Here is a 16,520-nt window from a genome sequence, read left to right on the forward strand (position 1 = left end):
CGATGAGCGGCGCATGGTCCGCGGTCGACGATTACCTCTCCGCGCATTTGCTTGCACCCGATGATGGATTGAGCGGAGCGCTCCGCCGGAACGAGGCCGAGGGCCTGCCGCCGATCGATGTATCCGATACCCAGGGCAAGATGCTCCAGCTGTTCGCGCGGATGGCCGGTGCGCGGCGCATCCTCGAAGTGGGGACGCTGGGGGGCTATTCCACGATCTGGCTGGCGCGGGCGTTGCCAGAGGGCGGGCGGCTGGTGACGCTGGAGATCGATCCGCACCATGCCGATGTCGCGCGGGCGAACCTGGCTGCGGCGGGGCTGGCCGAGTGTGTCGAGGTGCGCGCGGGTATCGCGGTGGAGAGCCTTGCGGCGTTGAAGGCCGAGGGCGGCGAACCGTTCGACTTCGTGTTCGTCGATGCCGACAAGCCCAGCAACGTCGCGTATCTCCGCGCCGCGCTGGATCTGACGCGGCCGGGCGCGGTGATCGTGGTCGACAATGTGGTGCGCGGCGGGGCGATCCTCGATTCCGCGAGCGGCGATCCTTCGGTGCACGGTACTCGGGCGATGTTCGAGATGCTCGCCGCCGAACCGCGCATCGACGCGACGGCGATCCAGACCGTCGGCGCGAAGGGCTGGGACGGGTTCGTGCTGGCGATGGTGCGCTAGAGCCCGCCTGCGAATTTGAAGGTGAAGCGATAGTCCGCCGGTTTGACCGGCTGGGTGTGCCGCGCGACCGGGGCCACTTCGGCGAGGATCAGCGCGCCGTCCGCAACGGGAACGGGTTCGCCCAGCGTCAGCGTCATTTCGCGCTTGCCCGGGCCGGTGCCGACTTCGGCGCGGATCACGACCCGTCCGGCCCAGACGCACACCACGTCCGTCGGACAGCGGCTGTCCTCGATCACCGCGATCGGGCGGACCGTCGGGCCATCGACATAAACGGTCTGGCCAAGCCGGGCAGGCCCTTCGGGAAGCGGCGACGCCGGGGTCACGCAAGCGGCGAGCGGCAGGCACAGCGGAAACAGGGCGAGAGTCTTCATGGACGACCCTTATCCGCGCGGGATGAGACGTTCGATGAACGAAACTATCCCCCGGGCGACGGAGGCGTTAGGGGAGCGTCATGATCATCGAAGAAGAAGACCCGCTGGGCCCGCTCGACCCGAAATTCGCCGAACAGTTCGAGCGCGACATGCGGCGTCCGCCGTGCCAGCTCTATCTGATCTCGCCGGCCGACGTGACCGGCGGGTTCGACGAGCGGCTGCGGCGCGCGGTGGGCACCGGTTTCGTTGCCGCGTTCCAGTTTCGCGTGAAGGGTATCGACCAGCATGAAGCAGCGCGGCTGGCCGAGCCGTTGCAGCGGATCTGCGCCGATTACGAGACGGCCTTCATCGTCAACGACAGCATCGCGCTGGCGAAGCGACTGGGCGCGGACGGCGTGCATCTGGGGCAGGACGATGGCGATCCGCGCGAAGCGCGATCGGTGCTGGGTCCCAATGCGCAGATCGGCGTGACCTGCCACGACAGCCGCCATCTCGCGATGGAAGCGGGCGAGGCCGGGGCCGACTATGTCGCGTTCGGCGCCTTCTATCCGACGACGACCAAGGAAGTGCGGCATCATCCCGATCCGTCGATCCTCAGCTGGTGGTCGACCATGTTCGAGATTCCGTGCGTCGCGATCGGCGGGATCAATGCCGCGAATGCGCCTGCATTGGTGAAGGCCGGGGCGGACTTCATCGCCGTCTGTAACGCCGTATGGGGCGCGGGCGACGAGGAAGCAGCGGTAAAGGCGCTGGCCGACGCAATCGTCTGATCGGGAAACCGGGCGCGGAAACAAGCTCCCGCTGCATCGTTGTCATAACGATACGAAGCAGCAGGAGCTTGAAAGCGTGCGGAAATTTCTCGGATTGGCGGCCTGCCTCATACTTGCCTCGCCCGGTCTCGCTCAGGCGCAGGGGCAGGGAACGAAACCGCCGGTCGATATCAATGTTCTCCATGCGCAGGTGATCCTCGATCACCTCGGTTTCGCGCCGGGCATCCTCGATGGCCGCGAAGGCCAATCGCTGGTCGCAGCGCTCAAGGGCTTTCAGGAAACGCGCGGGCTTCCGGAGACCGGCAAGCTCGATGCGCAGACACTGTACGCGCTGCATCCCTATCGTGCGTTGCGGCCGGTGCGGCGGCTGGCGCTGAGCGAAGCGTCGCTTAGTGGTCCCTTCGTCAATCCGTTTCCGAAGGATCCGGTGGAACAGGGCAAGCTGGCCAGCCTGAGCTATCGCGACCCGATGGAAAAGCTGGCGGAGATGTTCCACACCACGCCCGAGGTGCTGACGGCGCTCAATCCGCGGATCGGAGAATTGAAGCCGGGCGTGCGGATGCTGTTCCCGAACGCGCTGCCGACCTCGCGGGCTTACCCCGAGAGCCTGCGCGCCGACTGGCGCAAGACGCTGAATGACCTGAACGTCGATGCGAACCAGCCGCAGGGCGACCGGATCGTGGTCGACAAGTCGGAAAAGACGCTGCGGGTCTATTCGGGCGACCGGCTGGTTGCCCTGTTCAGCGCGACGATGGGAAGCGGCAAGGATCCCCTGCCGATCGGGCGTTGGAAGATTCAGGGCGCGGATTATAATCCCAAATTCCACTACAACCCGGAGCTGTTCTGGGACGTGAGCGACCACAAGCCCAAGGTGCTGCTGCCGCCCGGCCCCAATGGCCCGGTCGGCGTGCTGTGGCTCGATCTCAACAAGCCGCATTACGGCATCCACGGCACGCCGGAACCCCAGACGATCGGGCGGGCGGAAAGCCACGGCTGCATCCGGCTGACCAACTGGGACGTCGCGCGCCTGTCGTTGATGGTGAAGCCGGGAACGCCGGCGATTTTCCAGGAGTGACGCGATGACGCTATCGGCCTGGATCGGTGCGGGGATCGTCGGTGGTCTGGTGGTCATCGCCGGATCGATGGTGCGCATCGTCCCGCCCGAAGCGCAGGCCCCACCGCCGGTGCAGCGCGTGGAGGCGCTCGCCGGCGGGGCGCCGGAGGGCGCACCGGTCCAGCCGCAGGAGCATGCATTGCTGACGGTGCCGGTCGATGGCGTGACGCGCGCCGCGATCCGCGACACCTGGGGCCAATCGCGTGCGGGCGGACTGCGCGCGCATCAGGGAACCGATATCATGGCCCCCGGCGGCACGCCGGTGATCGCCGCGGCGCCGGGACGGATCGAGAAGCTCTATTTCTCGCATGGCGGGGGCGGGATCACGCTCTATGTCCGCTCGCCCGACCGGCTGTGGAGCTATTATTACGCGCATCTGCAAGGCTATGCGCCGGGCATTCATGAGGGCCAGGCGGTGCGCGAGGGCGAGCTGATCGCCTTTGTCGGGGATACCGGAAACGCTGGCGCGGGCAATTTCCACCTCCATTTCGGCATCGCGCGGATGTTGCCGGAGGAAGGCTGGTGGAAGGGGCAGCCCGTCAATCCCTATCCGCTGCTTGCGGGACGGCCCGCCCCCCGCTAAAGGCCGCGCTCGCTCTTTCTCAAGCTCTATAGGTCTCGATCATGAAGATCAGCGGCGTGGACATCCGTCCCGGCAACATCATCGAATATGAAGGCGGCATCTGGCGTGCGGTGAAGATCCAGCACACCCAGCCCGGCAAGGGCGGGGCCTATATGCAGGTCGAGATGAAGAACCTGCGCGATGGCCGCAAGAACAATGTCCGCTTCCGCTCGGCGGAAACGGTCGAGCGCGTCCGCCTCGACACCAAGGATTTCCAGTTCCTGTTCGCCGAGGGCGACATCCTGACCTTCATGGACAAGGAAACCTACGACCAGACGACGCTGCCCCGCGACCTGCTGGGCGATGCGGCTGCCTTCCTTCAGGACGGCATGGACGTGGTGATGGAGCTTTACGACGAAGAGCCGATCTCGGTGCAGCTGCCCGACACGATCGAAGCGACGATCGTCGAAGCTGACGCGGTAGTGAAGGGCCAGACGGCGTCGTCGAGCTACAAGCCCGCGATCCTCGACAATGGCGTGCGCATCATGGTGCCGCCGCACATCGCCGCAGGCACACGCATCGTGGTGGACGTGTACGAGCAGACTTACGTCAAGCGCGCGGACTAAAAGCCCTCTCCCTTTGGGAGAGGGTTGGGTGAGGGCTGTTTGAACCGCTCCTCACCCTCCACCCTCCCATCGCTGACGCGATGGGCCCAGTTACGGGGTGAATAACGCCCCGCGTTATTCAGGTCATGCCGGGGGCATGACCGACCCCTAACCCTCTCCCAAGGGGAGAGGGGTTTTGGAGTTTTGAACTTGGTTTCCCATTCCGGCCTTCTCACCGTCATGGAGCGCGCTGCCCGCAAGGCCGCGCCGCGCCTGCGCCGCGACTTCAACGAAGTCCAGCACCTGCAGGTGAGCCGCAAGGGCCCCGCCGACTTCGTCAGCCTGGCCGACAAGCGCGCCGAGGAGACTCTGGTCGAGGAACTGCGCAAGGCGCGGCCAGACTGGGGCTTCCTGCTCGAGGAAGGCGGCGTGATCGAAGGCGATCCGACCAAGCCGCGCTGGATCATCGATCCGCTCGACGGGACGACCAACTTCCTCCACGGCATCCCGCACGTCGCGATATCGATCGCGGTCGAGGAGCCGATGGGTTCGCAGGGCAAGCCCGAAATCACCACCGGCCTGATCTACCAGCCGCTGACCGACGAGAGCTTCTGGGCCGAGAAGGGCCGCGGTGCGTGGCTGCAGGACCAGCGCCTGCGCGTCTCGGCGCGCCGTCATCTCGACGAATCACTGATCGCCACGGGCATCCCGTTCCTCGGCCACGGCAATTTCGCCCAGTGGAGCCGGATTTTCGGTGCGGTCGCGCCGGAAGTGGCGGGCATCCGCCGGCTCGGTTCGGCGGCGCTCGATCTCGCATGGGTCGCGGCAGGCCGGTTCGACGGCTTCTGGGAAAGCGATCTCCAGCCGTGGGACGTTTCCGCGGGCATCCTGATGATCAAGGAAGCGGGCGGGTTCGTCACCGATTTCCGCGGTCAGGATCTGGCGCGCGAGCGCAACCAGTATCTCGCGGCGAACGACGTGCTGCATTCGAAGCTGCACAAGCTGGTCGCCGGCGCGCTCCGCAACGCCTGACGCGAGGCTCCCAGGGGCGCAGCGCTGCCCTGCGGACCGCGCTATCTTTGGTCAGGACCGGCGCGCGGCGGCTTCGTGTGGCAATATCCTGCGATCAGCGCAGCGCGGTCTTCATCTTGCCGACATTCACCGAGCCTGAATTCTCGCGGATCAGCGCCAGGTTCGGCTCGATCGGCAAGTTGCGGCGAGCGATCAGCACGGTGCCTTTGCCCGACGCGAAGCCCCATTCGGTGGCGGTGTAGCGTTCCCCCTTTGCCGCGCGCCACAGGAGCTGGCTGTGCGGATAGGCGTAGCGGTCCTGCTCGGCTGCGGAGACCACGCCGCTGACTCCGATCTCGTCCATGATCCTGCGCGCGGCGCCCGGCGTGGTGGCGGTCAGCACATAGCCCCGGCCCATGAAGTCGCTGGTCGAGAGCCATTGCGACGCGCGGCTGACCCATACGCGCTTCTGCCCGTCATCGGCATGTGCGGCGGCGGCGATCAGCGCGCCTTCGCCCCCGGCGCGGCCATCGACCAGCCAGAGGCCGCCTTCGCGCGCCATCGTCCGGCCGAGCGCGGGTGCGCCGATATCGGGCTTGGGGGGCAGGACCCAGAGTGCGGCGATGGCGGGATAGAGCGCCGCCAGCGCAACCGCCGGCGTGGCGAAGCGCGCGTTGCGGCCAAGGCGCCAGAGGTTGAGCAGACCGATCCCCGCCAGCACGATCAGCCACGGCAACAGCGGGGTGATATAGCGGGGCTCGAGTGCGGCGGGGACGGCGGCCTGGAAGATCAGCGTGGCCGCGACGACTGCGATGGAAAGGCGCGCGATGCGCATCTCGCGCGCGTCGCCGGGGCGGAAGGCCGAGACCATGCCGCCGATGGCCAGCGCCAGACCGATGAAGCCGAAATTCGCCAGCAGCGCCTGTCCGTTCGCGTCGAGCGACAGGCCGGCATATTCTAGCCCCGGAGCATAGTTGAACCCGCCGGCGGAAATCTTGAACGAGATCCAGTACCAGGGCGCGACCAGTGCGACCGTGACCAGTGCCGCCACCCATAGCGCCGGGCGCTTCAGCAGCGACCAGCGGCGGGTCAAGGCGATGTCGATTGCCGGAACGAGCGCGATCAGGGCGCCATTGCCCTTGGTCAGCGGTGCGGCGGCGGCGAAGATCGCGAAGAGCAGGAAGCGTGGCCAGCTCGGCTTTTCCGATGCGCGCGCCCACAGGATCGCGCCGATCGCGACGACCAGCGCGACCGGCTGGTCGAGCAGGAGATAGCGCGCGCCGTCGACGACGAGCGGCAGGAAGACATAGGCAATCCCCAGCGCCAGCCCGATCGCGCGATGGCCAATCCGGTCGAACGCCCAGACGATCGCGCCGGATGGCAGTCCCGCGACGAACGCCGCGATCAACAGCGCGCCCCAGGGCGAAGGCCGCAGGGTGGCGAAGATCGGTGCTTCGAGCAGATACCAGCCCGGCGGCCAGTGGCCGATCGAGAGGCGCGGGAAATGCGCGTAATAGTCCTGCGCGAACGCCATCGGCGATGGGAAGCCGGCGCGGATCCAGTCGCCGATGAAGAGCGCGTTGACATAATGGCCGCCCTCGTCGGGGTTGATCAGGCTCTCCGAAAGCCCGCCGCTCATCGATGCGAGGAACAGCGACAACAGCCCGAAAACGAGCGCTGCGGCGGCGGGGAAGGGGAGGCGGCGAGCGGACATCTGCACGCTTCTGCCACCAAGGGCTTAGTAAATTATGGATTTGGGCTAGGATCGCTGTCGAACGGCAGGGGATTGCGGATGAAGCGGATCGCATTCTGGCTCGCGGCGGGGCTGATGCTTCACGGGTGCGCCTCGCGGCCGTTGACGCTCGACGCGCCGCAATCGAGCTCGGTGGTGCGCAAGCAGATGTTGGACGCGATCGAATCGGGTGATCGCGCCACGCTCACCCGATCGGCGATCGATCTCGCCGGGATGGGGGCGTCGCTTTCGGATGCCAGCATCGACCGGATCGCGCCGCTGCTCGATCTGTCGCTGCTCGCGGATGTGGCGAACCAGCCGCGGACCGGCTTTCCCGATGGCGTGACGGCGCTGCGGACATGGTTTCGCGATAACGGCAAGGTGCACGCGCCGCGTCCGGAGGAACTGGTCGCGACGGTGCCGGCCGAATACCGGCTGGTCGAGGGCATCGCGTGGGATCCGGCGCGGAAACGGCTGTTCATCGGGACGGTGGTCGATGGACGGCTGGCCTATCTCGAAGACGGCGTGTGGCACGAGGTTCCGGTGGGATCGCCGCGTGGCGGTCTGTTCGGCATGGCGGTGGACGCGAAGCGGGGACTGTTGTGGATCGCCACCGGATCGGTCGACCAGACTGCGGTGACCGGCGAGCGGATGACCGGCCTGATCGCGGTCGATCTGGATACGCTGAAGGTCGTGCGCCGCGTTGCGCTGTCCGGCAATGCGCCCGGCGTGGCGGGCGATGTGGCGCTGGCGCCCGATGGAACCGTGTTCGTCAGCAACAGCATGTCCGGCGCGATCCATCGCTGCCGGCCGGGATGCGCCGCGCTGGACGATCTCGTGCCCGCCGGGCGGTTCCGCAGCCCGCAGGGGATGGCGCTGTCGAAGCGTGGTGGCCGCCTCTATGTCGCGGACTATGGCACCGGGCTGTGGGTCGTCGAGACCCGTACCGGCCAGGTGTCGCCGATGCGGGTCGCCCAAGCGACCATGCTCGACGGCGTCGACGGACTGGTTGCCGCGCATCGAGCGCTACCGGCGGGCGAGGGGCTGGTGGCCATCCAGAACGGCACGCGGCCGCGGCGAATCATCCGGCTCCATCCCGGGCGGTCCGCGGATATCGTCCGGCACGCGGTCCCGCTTCTGGCGCTTTCGCCCGATGGTCCCGAGCCGACGCTGGGCGTACTCGTCGGGGACAGCCTCTATTATATCGGCGACGGACAATGGGAGCGGTACGGGCCCGGCGGCGCGTTGAAGGATGGGCAACCGCCGCGCGGCACGCCGATTCTTCAGCTTCCAGTCATGGATATTGGCATTTGACTGCATCCACGTGCTTGCCCGTTCGTGCAACCACGCTATCGTGTTCGGGACTTATCTAGGGGAAAACATCATGAAGTGGTTGATTGCGCTCGCCTTTACGCTCGTCGTTCCTGTCGCCGCACAGGCGCAGGTCAAGGAAATGCCGCTGGAGGCCGTCGGGCCGTGGAAGGTCAGCGGCAAGGGGGGCGACTGTCTGGTCGGCTTCATGACGCCGAACGGGATGCTGATGATCGCTTCGCCCGCCACCGGCGGCGAGAATCAGGGCGGCATGATGATCGCCAAGCCGGGCCTGACGGTTGCCGACGGCCCCGGCCAGGCGATCGAGCTTTCCGGTCCGCCGACGATGGCGGGCGCCCGTACCGCGATCGGCTATAGCGACATGCCGGGCTACTGGATGTCGTTCCCGAGCGCGACGACGATCGACGCCTTTCCGGACAGCTGGCGTTTCAAGGTGACCAAGGGCGGCGAGACGCTGATGGACCTGAACGTCACAGGCTTCACCGCGGCACGCGCCGCGCTGCGCCGCTGCGTCACCCAGACCAGCTGATTTTCGTGCGTGGCGCCTGCTTCCGGAGGGGAGCGGGCGCCATCGCCAACATGAAGATATCCGGGGCTTTGAAGTGGCCCTTTTTGCGAGTCATTCTCACGCCCCAAGGCGTTGCGTCATGGGGCAGGCAGTCCTAGAAGCCGCCTCAGATTCCGCACTCGCGAGATGAGCTTTGATCGACCTGTCGCAATATCTGCCGATCCTGCTGTTCCTCGGCATCGCGCTCGCGCTTTCCAGCGTGTTCGTGTTCGCACCGATGGCCGTCAGCCGCCTGACCGGCTCACACAAGCCCACGCCCGAAAAACTGACCGAATATGAGTGCGGCTTCCCCGCGTTCGAGGATTCGCGCAGCCAGTTCGACGTGCGCTTCTATCTCGTCGCCATTCTCTTCATCATCTTCGATCTCGAAGCCGCCTTCCTGTTTCCGTGGGCGGTGACGGTGTTCGATCTGGGCTGGGTGGCCTGGATCTCGATGATGATCTTCATTGCCGAGCTCGCGCTCGGCCTCGTTTACGCCTGGAAAGTGGGAGCCCTGGATTGGGAGTAGATCTTACGCAGGCGCCGCCGCCGGGCACGCTCCCGAACGTCGCGTTCCTGAACGACATCAACGCCGAGCTGGGTGACAAGGGCTTCCTCGTCACGTCGACCGAGGAGCTGTTCCAGTGGGCGCGCACCGGCTCGCTGTGGTGGATGACCTTCGGTCTGGCCTGCTGCGCGGTCGAGATGATCCACGTCAACATGCCGCGCTACGACATGGAGCGCTTCGGCGCCGCGCCGCGCGCATCGCCGCGCCAGTCGGACGTGATGATCGTGGCCGGCACGCTGTGCAACAAGATGGCCCCGGCGCTGCGTCGCGTGTACGACCAGATGTCCGAGCCGAAATATGTGATCTCGATGGGATCGTGCGCGAACGGCGGCGGCTATTACCACTATAGCTACAGCGTCGTGCGCGGTTGCGACCGGATCGTGCCCGTGGACATCTATGTCCCCGGCTGCCCGCCGACCGCCGAAGCCTTGCTCTATGGCATCATGCAGCTCCAGCGGAAGATCCGTCGCAGCGGGACGCTCGAACGGTGAGGGCGCCTGCTCCGAAATATACCGCCAATGACGGCGTGATCGACGCGGCGAAGGCTGCGCTCGGCACCATGCTGATCGAAGCGACCGATCTGGTCGGCGAAGTCAATCTGACCGTCGATCGCGTCCGGCTGGTCGAGGCGATGATCGCGCTGCGCGATACCAAGGGCCTCGAATACCAGCAGTGCATGGAGATCGCCGGGGTCGACTATCTCGACCGCGAGGAGCGGTTCGACGTCTGCTACATGTTGCTCTCGCTGACCCGGAACCACCGGCTGCGCGTGCGCGTGACCACCGACGAAGTTAAGCCGGTGCCGTCGGTGACGGACATCTGGCCGGTCGCCGGCTGGCTCGAGCGCGAAGTGTACGACATGTATGGCGTGCTCTTCTCGGGAAACACCGACCTGCGCCGCATCCTGACCGATTACGGGTTCCAGGGACATCCGCAGCGCAAGGACTTCCCGCTGACCGGCTATGTCGAACTGCGGTACTCGGAAGAAGCGAAGCGCGTGGTCTATGAGCCGGTTCAGCTGGCGCAGGACTTCCGCAACTTCGATTTCATGAGCCCGTGGGAAGGGGCGGAGTATATCCTCCCCGGCGACGAGAAATATGTGGCGCCTACGCCGCCGGCTCCGCCGCCCGCGCCTCCGGCTGCGAAGGTCGAGGCTGCTCCGGCACCCGCCGCCGTGCCGCAGGCAAAGGGTGCGCCGACGCCGCTGACCGCCGACCAGATCGTCAAGGCCGATGCGCCTGCCACGAAGGCGACCAAAGCGCGCGTGACCAAGCCGAAGACCAGCGACAGCACCGCGCAGACCGGCGCCGGCAAGCCCGGTCCGGACGCCGGCCCCAAGCCGGCCGACCCCGATGTCGTGAAGAAGCCGCGTGCGCCGCGCGCGAAGAAGACGGGCCCGGACAATGGCTGAGTATCTGGACGAACTGGCAGGCGTGACTGACGCGGGCGATCCCGAGGTCGGCGACGTCGAGATCCAGAACTACACGATCAATTTCGGCCCGCAGCATCCCGCGGCGCACGGCGTGCTGCGTCTGGTCATGGAGCTGGACGGCGAGATCGTCGAGCGGCTCGATCCGCATATCGGACTGCTTCACCGCGGCACCGAGAAGCTGATCGAGTACAAGACCTACTCGCAGGCGCTGCCGTATTTCGATCGCCTCGACTATTGCTCGCCGCTGGGCATGGAGCATTCGTACGTGCTGGCGGTCGAGAAGCTGCTCGACCTCGAAGTGCCGCTGCGCGCGCAGTATCTGCGCGTGTTCTTCGCGGAGCTGACCCGCATCTGCAATCACATGCTGAACCTGGGTTCGCACGTGATGGACGTCGGCGCGATGACGCCGAACCTGTGGATGTTCGAAATCCGCGAGGATTGCCTGAACTTCTTCGAGCGTGCCTCGGGCGCGCGGATGCACTCCAACTATTTCCGCGTCGGCGGCGTCCATCAGGACGTCCCGCTGAAGCTGCTGACCGATATCGGCGACTGGCTCGATACGCGCCTGCCGAAACTGTTCGGCGATGCGATCAGCCTGGTGGCCGAGAACCGCATCTTCAAGCAGCGCAACGTCGACATCGCCGTGGTCAGCCGCGAGGATGCGATCAAATGGGGCTTTTCCGGCCCGATGATCCGTGGCGCGGGCATCCCCTGGGATATCCGCAAGGCGCAGCCCTATGACGTGTACGACCGGATGGATTTCGAGATCCCCGTCGGCACGCGCGGCGATTGCTATGACCGGTTCATGGTCCGCGTCGAGGAAGTCTATCAGTCCGCGCGCATCATGAAGCAGTGCCTGGCCGAAATGCCCGAAGGCCCGATCATGACGCTCGACCGCAAGGTCGGCCCGCCCAAGCGCGGCGAGATGAAGCAGTCGATGGAAGCGCTGATCCATCACTTCAAGCTCTATTCGGAAGGCTATCACGTCCCCGCGGGCGAGGTGTATGTCGCGACCGAAAGCCCCAAGGGCGAGTTCGGCGTGTATCTGGTGAGCGACGGCAGCAACAAGCCGTACCGCTGCAAGATCCGCCCGACTGCGTTCAGCCACTTGCAGGCGATGGACTTCATGTCGCGCGGGCACATGCTGGCGGACACGACTGCGATCCTCGGCGCGCTCGATATTGTGTTCGGGGAGTGCGACCGGTGAGAGCGTTGCTCGCTATCGCCTGTATGCTGGCCGTTGCCCCGGCTGCTGCATCTGCGGACTCGGATTCCGACACCGCGAAGGCGTTCGTCGCAGCGGTACGAAGCGGCGGCGACGTACAGGCTGCCCATCCTGACGCCGTGAACGACCGCGAGGCTGCATCCCTGCGGCGTCTGCAGGGTTGCAATCCGACCAACTTCATGAAGCAGAAGGCCGGACGATACACGGTTGTCTGGGTTTGTCGTGGCGGCGGCGCTTTGGGCATGGGAATGAACCTCAGCGACGGCAAGCTGGTCCGTGTCGAAACCTTCGAGGTCGTCTCGCGGCCGAACAGGGGTTCGTAGGATGAGCGACATCAACCATCGCATCGCCCTGATCGATACGCTGATGGCGCATTACAACGCGCTCGACGCGGACGCGTATGCCGACATGTTCGCCGAGGGCGGCAGCGAGGCCATGTATCGCGGCGACGTGGTGCGCGAGGGCCGCGAAGGCGTTCGTTCGGGCATGAAGGCGGTGTTCGCCGAATTCCCGGAGAACCGCGCCGACGTGCTCCAGAAGTTTCTGCTGGGCGATCGCGTGGTGCTGCACGAGCGGGTGTACCGCTCCAGCACGGCCGAGCCTTTCGACGTTATGACGGTCTATTCGTTCGACGGCGATCTGGTCGAGCGGGTGGAGTTCATCCGGTGATTGAAGCGCTCTTGCTTTCATATCGAAACGCGCGTGCGTCGGTCGGGATTGCCGCTATGTTGATGGCGCTCCCCTCGTCGGCTTTTTCCACGCCGCAGGAAGCAAAAACCACTCCCGAAGCCTTCGCTGAAGCGCTTGTCGCACGAGATACCGCGCTGATGGCTGTTATCGCGAATGGCGGCATGGAAGATGGCGATCAGTTGCGACCGATTTCGGCTACCGAGCTCGTGTCGAGGGTTGATGGTTGTCGGGTGGGTAAGATTTCCGCTCGTACTATATCGCTAGATTGCGCAGCCGAGCCTGTTGGAGGACCGGCGGGCAAGTGCTTTACCGGTAACTACACGATCCTTTTCTTGTTCAGCGATAGTTTGCCGACGGCGGCATCACTTTCCAAAACTAGGCTTCGCACGCCGGAATGTAATCTCACCCCGCCGCCGCCCGCACCTACAGGTAGTCAATAATGGCTGAGAAACCCCCTCTCGAAGATACTCCCGAACTGCGCGCGCGCTGGGGCGGGTTTGCGTGGAATGCGGCGAATGTCGCGAAGACGCAGGAAATCCTGTCGCGCTATCCGGCGGGGCGTCAGCAGTCGTGCACGATCCCGTTCCTCGATCTGGCGCAGCGTCAGGTCGGTGCGGAGACCAATACGCAGGGCTGGCTGCCCATTCCCGTGATGGAGTTCGTCGCGAAGGAACTGAGCCTGCCGTACATCCGCGTGCTGGAAGTCGCGAGCTTCTACACGATGTTCAACCTGCATCCGGTGGGCAAGTATCACGTGCAGGTGTGCGGGACGACGCCGTGCATGTTGCGCGGATCGGACGACGTGATGGCGGCGTGCAAGGCGCGCGGCATGAAGAAGGGCCACACCACCGAGGACGGGCTGTTCACGCTGACCGAGGTCGAATGCATGGGCAATTGCTCGTCGGCGCCGATGGTCCAGATCAACGACGATAATTTCGAAGACCTGGATTACGACCGCACGACCGCGATCCTCGATGCGCTGGCGAAGGGCGAGAGCCCCAAGACCGGTACGCAGGAGCCGGGCCGGCACACGGTCGAGCCGGTCGGTGGCCCGACGACGCTGAAGGAAATGGTCAACGCCAACCACGATTATCGGGGAGAATGGTGATGAGCGGCGATAACAAGAACCTGATTATCACGATCCTTGCCATCATCGGCGGGCTCGTCGTGCTGGGGTGGGTGTTCAAGCTGTTCGCGAACCTGCTGGGCCTGCTGATCTTTGTCGGGATCGTCGTGGTCGCGGTGTTCTTCGTCCAGAATGTGATGGGCAAGGGGCGTCGATGAACCCCGCAATCTTCATTTCTCTGTTCGCGGTGGCCATCGCCCTGATGGCGGTGCTGATCGCGAAGAATGCCAAGAAGAAGGACGGTAACTGAGATGCTCGCCGACAAGGATCGCATCTTCACCAACCTGTACGGCTTCCAGTCCTGGGGACTGAAGGCCGCGATGGGCCGTGGCGATTGGGACCAGACCGCGAAGCTGATGCAGCTCGGTCAGGATCCGATCATCGACAAGGTGAAGGCTTCCGGCCTGCGCGGCCGCGGCGGGGCAGGGTTCCCGACCGGCATGAAGTGGAGCTTCATGCCCAAGGAACCGCGTCCGGACCGTCCGAACTTCCTCGTCATTAATGCCGACGAATCCGAGCCGGGTTCGTGCAAGGACCGCGAGATCATTCGCCACGATCCGCACAAGCTGATCGAAGGCGCGCTGATCGCCGGGTTCGCGATGCGCGCGCGCGCCGCGTACATCTACATCCGCGGCGAATATATCCGTGAGGCGGAGACGCTCTTCGCGGCGGTCGAGGAAGCCTATGCAGCGGGCCTGATCGGCAAGAATGCCTGCAAGTCGGGCTATGATTTCGACGTGGTCGTCCATCGCGGCGCCGGCGCGTATATCTGCGGCGAAGAGACCGCGATGCTCGAGAGCCTTGAGGGCAAAAAAGGCCAGCCGCGCCTGAAGCCGCCATTCCCGGCGGGCGCGGGCCTCTATGGCTGCCCGACCACCGTGAACAACGTGGAATCGATCGCGGTCGTCCCGACGATCCTGCGCCGCTCGCCCGAATGGTTCGCCAGCTTCGGCGCCGAGGGCAATCGCGGGACCAAGCTGTTCCAGATCAGCGGTCATGTCGACAAGCCGTGCGTCGTCGAGGAGGAGATGAGCATCCCCTTCCGCGAGCTGATCGAGAAGCATTGCGGCGGCATTCGCGGCGGCTGGGACAATCTGCTGGCGGTGATCCCCGGCGGTTCCTCGGTGCCGCTGGTGCCGGCGGCGGAGATCATCGACTGTCCGATGGATTTCGACGGCCTCAAGAAGGTTGGCTCGGGCCTTGGCACCGCGGCGATCATCGTCATGGACAAGTCGACCGACATCGTTCGCGCGATCAGCCGCCTGAGCTATTTCTACAAGCATGAGAGCTGCGGCCAGTGCACGCCGTGCCGCGAAGGCACCGGGTGGATGTGGCGCGTGATGGAGCGGCTGCGCACCGGCGACGCCGATGTCAGCGAAATCGATACGCTGCATCAGGTGACCAAGCAGGTCGAAGGCCACACCATCTGCGCGCTGGGCGATGCGGCTGCATGGCCGATCCAGGGCCTGATCCGTCATTTCCGTCCCGAGCTGGAGCGCCGCATCGTCGAGCGTAACGGCGGCGGCGAAGCACCGATGATGGAAGCCGCGGAATGATCGCGACGCTGGCTGCTCTCGTTCTGGCTGTGGCGCCCCAGGGCGCCCCGGCTCCGAGCGCGGCCGATACGGCCAAGCTGGTGAAGGGGATGCACGGCTTCAGCGCGTGCGTGGCGAAGGATCGCGCCAACTCGAACCGGCTGCTGGGCACCATGCCGGGAAGCGCCGAGGAAGCGACGGTTCTCGTCGAGCTCATGAGCGAAGGCTGCCCGAAATTCGGCGACCTCACGATCGAGCCGGCATTGCTGCGCGGAACGATGGCCGAGGCGCTGTTCGAGCGGGATTTCAGCGCGATCGGCGGCAAGCCGAAGAACCCCGTCGCTGCGCTGTTCGCCATTCCGGCGATGGACGCCTTCAACCAGCTCGCACCGATCTCGAAGCTCAAGGTCGCGTTCCTGGGCTTTGCCCAGTGCGTCGTGGCTGCCGCGCCGAAGGAAACGGTGAATCTGCTGCGCACAGAACCGGGCAGCGCGAGCGAGCGCACCGCGTTCGCTGCGGTGGCGCCCGCGCTGGGGCCGTGCCTGAACGATGGCATGAAGATCGAGTTCAACCGCACCCAGTTGCGAGGCGCGCTCGCCGAGGCGGCGTACCGCGCATCGGTTCAGGCTCGAGCGGGAGAGACGAAATGATGCGCAAGCTGTTCCCAATGCTCGTCATCGGCGGCGTTGTCGCGATCGCCCAGCCGGCGGCCGCGCAGAGCGTGTCGACGTCGAACTACAAGGCCGCGCTGGACTATTCGGAATGCGTGGTGACGAAGGATGCCGCCGCTGCGCGCGCGCTGCTCGCCGCGACGCCGGAAAGCACCGAAGCAAAGGCAGCCGCCAGCGCGTTGTCGGCAACCGGTTGCGACGGCAGCAGGATCCGTCAGGAAGCGCTGCGCGGTGCGATCGCCGAGCGCGTCTATCTGGCGACCCATGCCACCGCGCCGGCCGAGCTGACCGGCGAACCGCCTGCCTTCACCGGCAGCGGGGTCAAGGAACTGGCTTATTACGACATCGGCCGTTGCACTGCGTCGCGAGACCCGCTGGGCGTCGACATGCTGGTCCGTTCGGATCTGCGTTCGGACGCCGAGAAGGCCGCGCTGAAGCGGATCATGCCGGTGCTCGCGGGTTGCGTGCCCAGCGGATTCCAGCTCGGCCTCGATCGCGAAAAGCTGCGCGGCTATGTGGCTGAGGGCCTGCTGCAGGTTCGCGGCGCGGCGGGGGCGAACTGAC

Annotated in this window: 22 protein-coding genes; 20 read left to right on the forward strand and 2 right to left on the reverse strand. The window is 65.6% G+C overall.

The window, feature by feature from the left end; translation table 11 throughout:
- Positions 1-2 precede the first annotated feature (2 nt).
- A complete protein-coding gene (locus HHL13_RS04585) occupies positions 3-665 on the forward strand; it encodes an O-methyltransferase (RefSeq protein WP_169554555.1) in 663 nt (220 codons plus the stop codon).
- On the opposite strand, the gene HHL13_RS04590 is transcribed toward HHL13_RS04585, so the two are convergent.
- Positions 662-1,036: a hypothetical protein gene (locus HHL13_RS04590; protein WP_169554556.1), complete on the reverse strand. Its 375-nt coding sequence runs from the start codon at positions 1,034-1,036 to the stop codon at positions 662-664. The genes HHL13_RS04585 and HHL13_RS04590 overlap by 4 nt on opposite strands.
- An 80-nt stretch (positions 1,037-1,116) precedes the next feature.
- Between HHL13_RS04590 and thiE the strand changes: the two genes are divergently transcribed.
- The 5 genes from thiE to HHL13_RS04615 all read left to right on the forward strand — a co-directional run bounded on the left by thiE (position 1,117) and on the right by HHL13_RS04615 (position 5,119).
- The gene (gene thiE, locus HHL13_RS04595; RefSeq protein ID WP_206376847.1) at positions 1,117-1,806 is read left to right on the forward strand and encodes a thiamine phosphate synthase; all 690 of its coding nucleotides are present in this window, start codon (positions 1,117-1,119) and stop codon (positions 1,804-1,806) included.
- Between the two features lie 76 nt (positions 1,807-1,882).
- On the forward strand, positions 1,883-2,881 hold the full coding sequence (locus HHL13_RS04600; RefSeq protein ID WP_169554557.1) for a L,D-transpeptidase family protein: 999 nt from the start codon (positions 1,883-1,885) through the stop codon (positions 2,879-2,881).
- A 4-nt stretch (positions 2,882-2,885) separates the two neighbouring features.
- The gene (locus HHL13_RS04605) at positions 2,886-3,503 is read left to right on the forward strand and encodes a M23 family metallopeptidase (protein ID WP_240953621.1); all 618 of its coding nucleotides are present in this window, start codon (positions 2,886-2,888) and stop codon (positions 3,501-3,503) included.
- A 41-nt stretch (positions 3,504-3,544) separates the two neighbouring features.
- A complete protein-coding gene (gene efp / locus HHL13_RS04610; RefSeq protein WP_169554558.1) occupies positions 3,545-4,108 on the forward strand; it encodes an elongation factor P in 564 nt (187 codons plus the stop codon).
- Positions 4,109-4,297: 189 nt separating this feature from the next.
- A complete protein-coding gene (locus HHL13_RS04615) occupies positions 4,298-5,119 on the forward strand; it encodes an inositol monophosphatase family protein (protein WP_169554559.1) in 822 nt (273 codons plus the stop codon).
- Positions 5,120-5,213: 94 nt separating this feature from the next.
- Here the strand turns inward: HHL13_RS04615 and HHL13_RS04620 are convergent, their stop codons facing one another.
- Complete coding sequence (locus HHL13_RS04620) at positions 5,214-6,812, reverse strand: glycosyltransferase family 39 protein (protein WP_169554560.1); 1,599 nt, start codon at positions 6,810-6,812, stop codon at positions 5,214-5,216.
- A 78-nt stretch (positions 6,813-6,890) separates the two neighbouring features.
- Here HHL13_RS04620 and HHL13_RS04625 point away from each other — a divergent pair, with 78 nt between their 5' ends.
- The 14 genes from HHL13_RS04625 to HHL13_RS04690 all read left to right on the forward strand — a co-directional run bounded on the left by HHL13_RS04625 (position 6,891) and on the right by HHL13_RS04690 (position 16,519).
- Positions 6,891-8,144 carry a hypothetical protein gene (locus HHL13_RS04625; protein ID WP_169554561.1) on the forward strand — a complete coding sequence of 418 codons (1,254 nt, stop codon included), beginning with the start codon at positions 6,891-6,893 and terminating at the stop codon, positions 8,142-8,144.
- A gap of 70 nt (positions 8,145-8,214) precedes the next feature.
- Positions 8,215-8,691 (forward strand): hypothetical protein, encoded by a 477-nt coding sequence (locus tag HHL13_RS04630; RefSeq protein ID WP_169554562.1) that lies wholly within the window; start codon positions 8,215-8,217, stop codon positions 8,689-8,691.
- A 172-nt stretch (positions 8,692-8,863) separates the two neighbouring features.
- The gene (locus tag HHL13_RS04635; RefSeq protein ID WP_169554563.1) at positions 8,864-9,238 is read left to right on the forward strand and encodes an NADH-quinone oxidoreductase subunit A; all 375 of its coding nucleotides are present in this window, start codon (positions 8,864-8,866) and stop codon (positions 9,236-9,238) included.
- A complete protein-coding gene (locus HHL13_RS04640; protein WP_169554564.1) occupies positions 9,229-9,768 on the forward strand; it encodes an NADH-quinone oxidoreductase subunit B in 540 nt (179 codons plus the stop codon). The genes HHL13_RS04635 and HHL13_RS04640 overlap by 10 nt, the downstream gene beginning before the upstream one ends.
- On the forward strand, positions 9,765-10,688 hold the full coding sequence (locus tag HHL13_RS04645; protein WP_169554565.1) for an NADH-quinone oxidoreductase subunit C: 924 nt from the start codon (positions 9,765-9,767) through the stop codon (positions 10,686-10,688). The genes HHL13_RS04640 and HHL13_RS04645 overlap by 4 nt, the downstream gene beginning before the upstream one ends.
- Positions 10,681-11,916, forward strand: coding sequence for an NADH-quinone oxidoreductase subunit D (locus HHL13_RS04650; protein ID WP_169554566.1), 1,236 nt, complete (start codon positions 10,681-10,683; stop codon positions 11,914-11,916). Before HHL13_RS04645 ends, HHL13_RS04650 begins: the two co-directional genes overlap by 8 nt.
- Before the next feature lie 23 nt (positions 11,917-11,939).
- Positions 11,940-12,257, forward strand: a complete 318-nt coding sequence (locus tag HHL13_RS04655; protein WP_169554567.1) for a hypothetical protein — start codon at positions 11,940-11,942, stop codon at positions 12,255-12,257.
- 1 nt (position 12,258) lies between these two features.
- Positions 12,259-12,603: a nuclear transport factor 2 family protein gene (locus tag HHL13_RS04660; RefSeq protein ID WP_169554568.1), complete on the forward strand. Its 345-nt coding sequence runs from the start codon at positions 12,259-12,261 to the stop codon at positions 12,601-12,603.
- Positions 12,600-13,064, forward strand: coding sequence for a hypothetical protein (locus tag HHL13_RS04665; protein WP_169554569.1), 465 nt, complete (start codon positions 12,600-12,602; stop codon positions 13,062-13,064). Before HHL13_RS04660 ends, HHL13_RS04665 begins: the two co-directional genes overlap by 4 nt.
- Positions 13,064-13,732 carry an NAD(P)H-dependent oxidoreductase subunit E gene (locus tag HHL13_RS04670; RefSeq protein WP_169554570.1) on the forward strand — a complete coding sequence of 223 codons (669 nt, stop codon included), beginning with the start codon at positions 13,064-13,066 and terminating at the stop codon, positions 13,730-13,732. The genes HHL13_RS04665 and HHL13_RS04670 overlap by 1 nt, the downstream gene beginning before the upstream one ends.
- Entirely contained in the window at positions 13,732-13,908 is a 177-nt protein-coding gene (locus tag HHL13_RS04675) for a hypothetical protein (RefSeq protein ID WP_169554571.1), read from the forward strand. Before HHL13_RS04670 ends, HHL13_RS04675 begins: the two co-directional genes overlap by 1 nt.
- 93 nt (positions 13,909-14,001) lie before the next feature.
- Positions 14,002-15,306: an NADH-quinone oxidoreductase subunit NuoF gene (gene nuoF, locus HHL13_RS04680; protein ID WP_169554572.1), complete on the forward strand. Its 1,305-nt coding sequence runs from the start codon at positions 14,002-14,004 to the stop codon at positions 15,304-15,306.
- Complete coding sequence (locus HHL13_RS04685; RefSeq protein WP_169554573.1) at positions 15,303-15,935, forward strand: hypothetical protein; 633 nt, start codon at positions 15,303-15,305, stop codon at positions 15,933-15,935. The genes nuoF and HHL13_RS04685 overlap by 4 nt, the downstream gene beginning before the upstream one ends.
- Positions 15,932-16,519 (forward strand): hypothetical protein, encoded by a 588-nt coding sequence (locus tag HHL13_RS04690; RefSeq protein ID WP_169554574.1) that lies wholly within the window; start codon positions 15,932-15,934, stop codon positions 16,517-16,519. The genes HHL13_RS04685 and HHL13_RS04690 overlap by 4 nt, the downstream gene beginning before the upstream one ends.
- The last annotated feature ends 1 nt before the right edge of the window (position 16,520 follow it).

The organism is Sphingomonas sp. G-3-2-10, from assembly GCF_012927115.1.
In the GTDB taxonomy this organism is placed as follows: domain Bacteria; phylum Pseudomonadota; class Alphaproteobacteria; order Sphingomonadales; family Sphingomonadaceae; genus Sphingomonas.

Coding starts and splice junctions, on each gene's coding strand:
- HHL13_RS04675 (WP_169554571.1), top strand. CDS start 13,732: ATGAGCGGCGATAACAAGAACCTGATTATCACGATCCTTGCCATCATC.
- efp (WP_169554558.1), top strand. CDS start 3,545: ATGAAGATCAGCGGCGTGGACATCCGTCCCGGCAACATCATCGAATAT.
- HHL13_RS04690 (WP_169554574.1), top strand. CDS start 15,932: ATGATGCGCAAGCTGTTCCCAATGCTCGTCATCGGCGGCGTTGTCGCG.
- HHL13_RS04590 (WP_169554556.1), bottom strand. CDS start 1,036: ATGAAGACTCTCGCCCTGTTTCCGCTGTGCCTGCCGCTCGCCGCTTGC.
- HHL13_RS04625 (WP_169554561.1), top strand. CDS start 6,891: ATGAAGCGGATCGCATTCTGGCTCGCGGCGGGGCTGATGCTTCACGGG.
- HHL13_RS04655 (WP_169554567.1), top strand. CDS start 11,940: ATGCTGGCCGTTGCCCCGGCTGCTGCATCTGCGGACTCGGATTCCGAC.
- HHL13_RS04630 (WP_169554562.1), top strand. CDS start 8,215: ATGAAGTGGTTGATTGCGCTCGCCTTTACGCTCGTCGTTCCTGTCGCC.
- HHL13_RS04605 (WP_240953621.1), top strand. CDS start 2,886: ATGACGCTATCGGCCTGGATCGGTGCGGGGATCGTCGGTGGTCTGGTG.
- HHL13_RS04585 (WP_169554555.1), top strand. CDS start 3: ATGAGCGGCGCATGGTCCGCGGTCGACGATTACCTCTCCGCGCATTTG.
- HHL13_RS04620 (WP_169554560.1), bottom strand. CDS start 6,812: ATGTCCGCTCGCCGCCTCCCCTTCCCCGCCGCCGCAGCGCTCGTTTTC.
- HHL13_RS04685 (WP_169554573.1), top strand. CDS start 15,303: ATGATCGCGACGCTGGCTGCTCTCGTTCTGGCTGTGGCGCCCCAGGGC.
- HHL13_RS04670 (WP_169554570.1), top strand. CDS start 13,064: ATGGCTGAGAAACCCCCTCTCGAAGATACTCCCGAACTGCGCGCGCGC.
- HHL13_RS04660 (WP_169554568.1), top strand. CDS start 12,259: ATGAGCGACATCAACCATCGCATCGCCCTGATCGATACGCTGATGGCG.
- thiE (WP_206376847.1), top strand. CDS start 1,117: ATGATCATCGAAGAAGAAGACCCGCTGGGCCCGCTCGACCCGAAATTC.
- HHL13_RS04650 (WP_169554566.1), top strand. CDS start 10,681: ATGGCTGAGTATCTGGACGAACTGGCAGGCGTGACTGACGCGGGCGAT.
- nuoF (WP_169554572.1), top strand. CDS start 14,002: ATGCTCGCCGACAAGGATCGCATCTTCACCAACCTGTACGGCTTCCAG.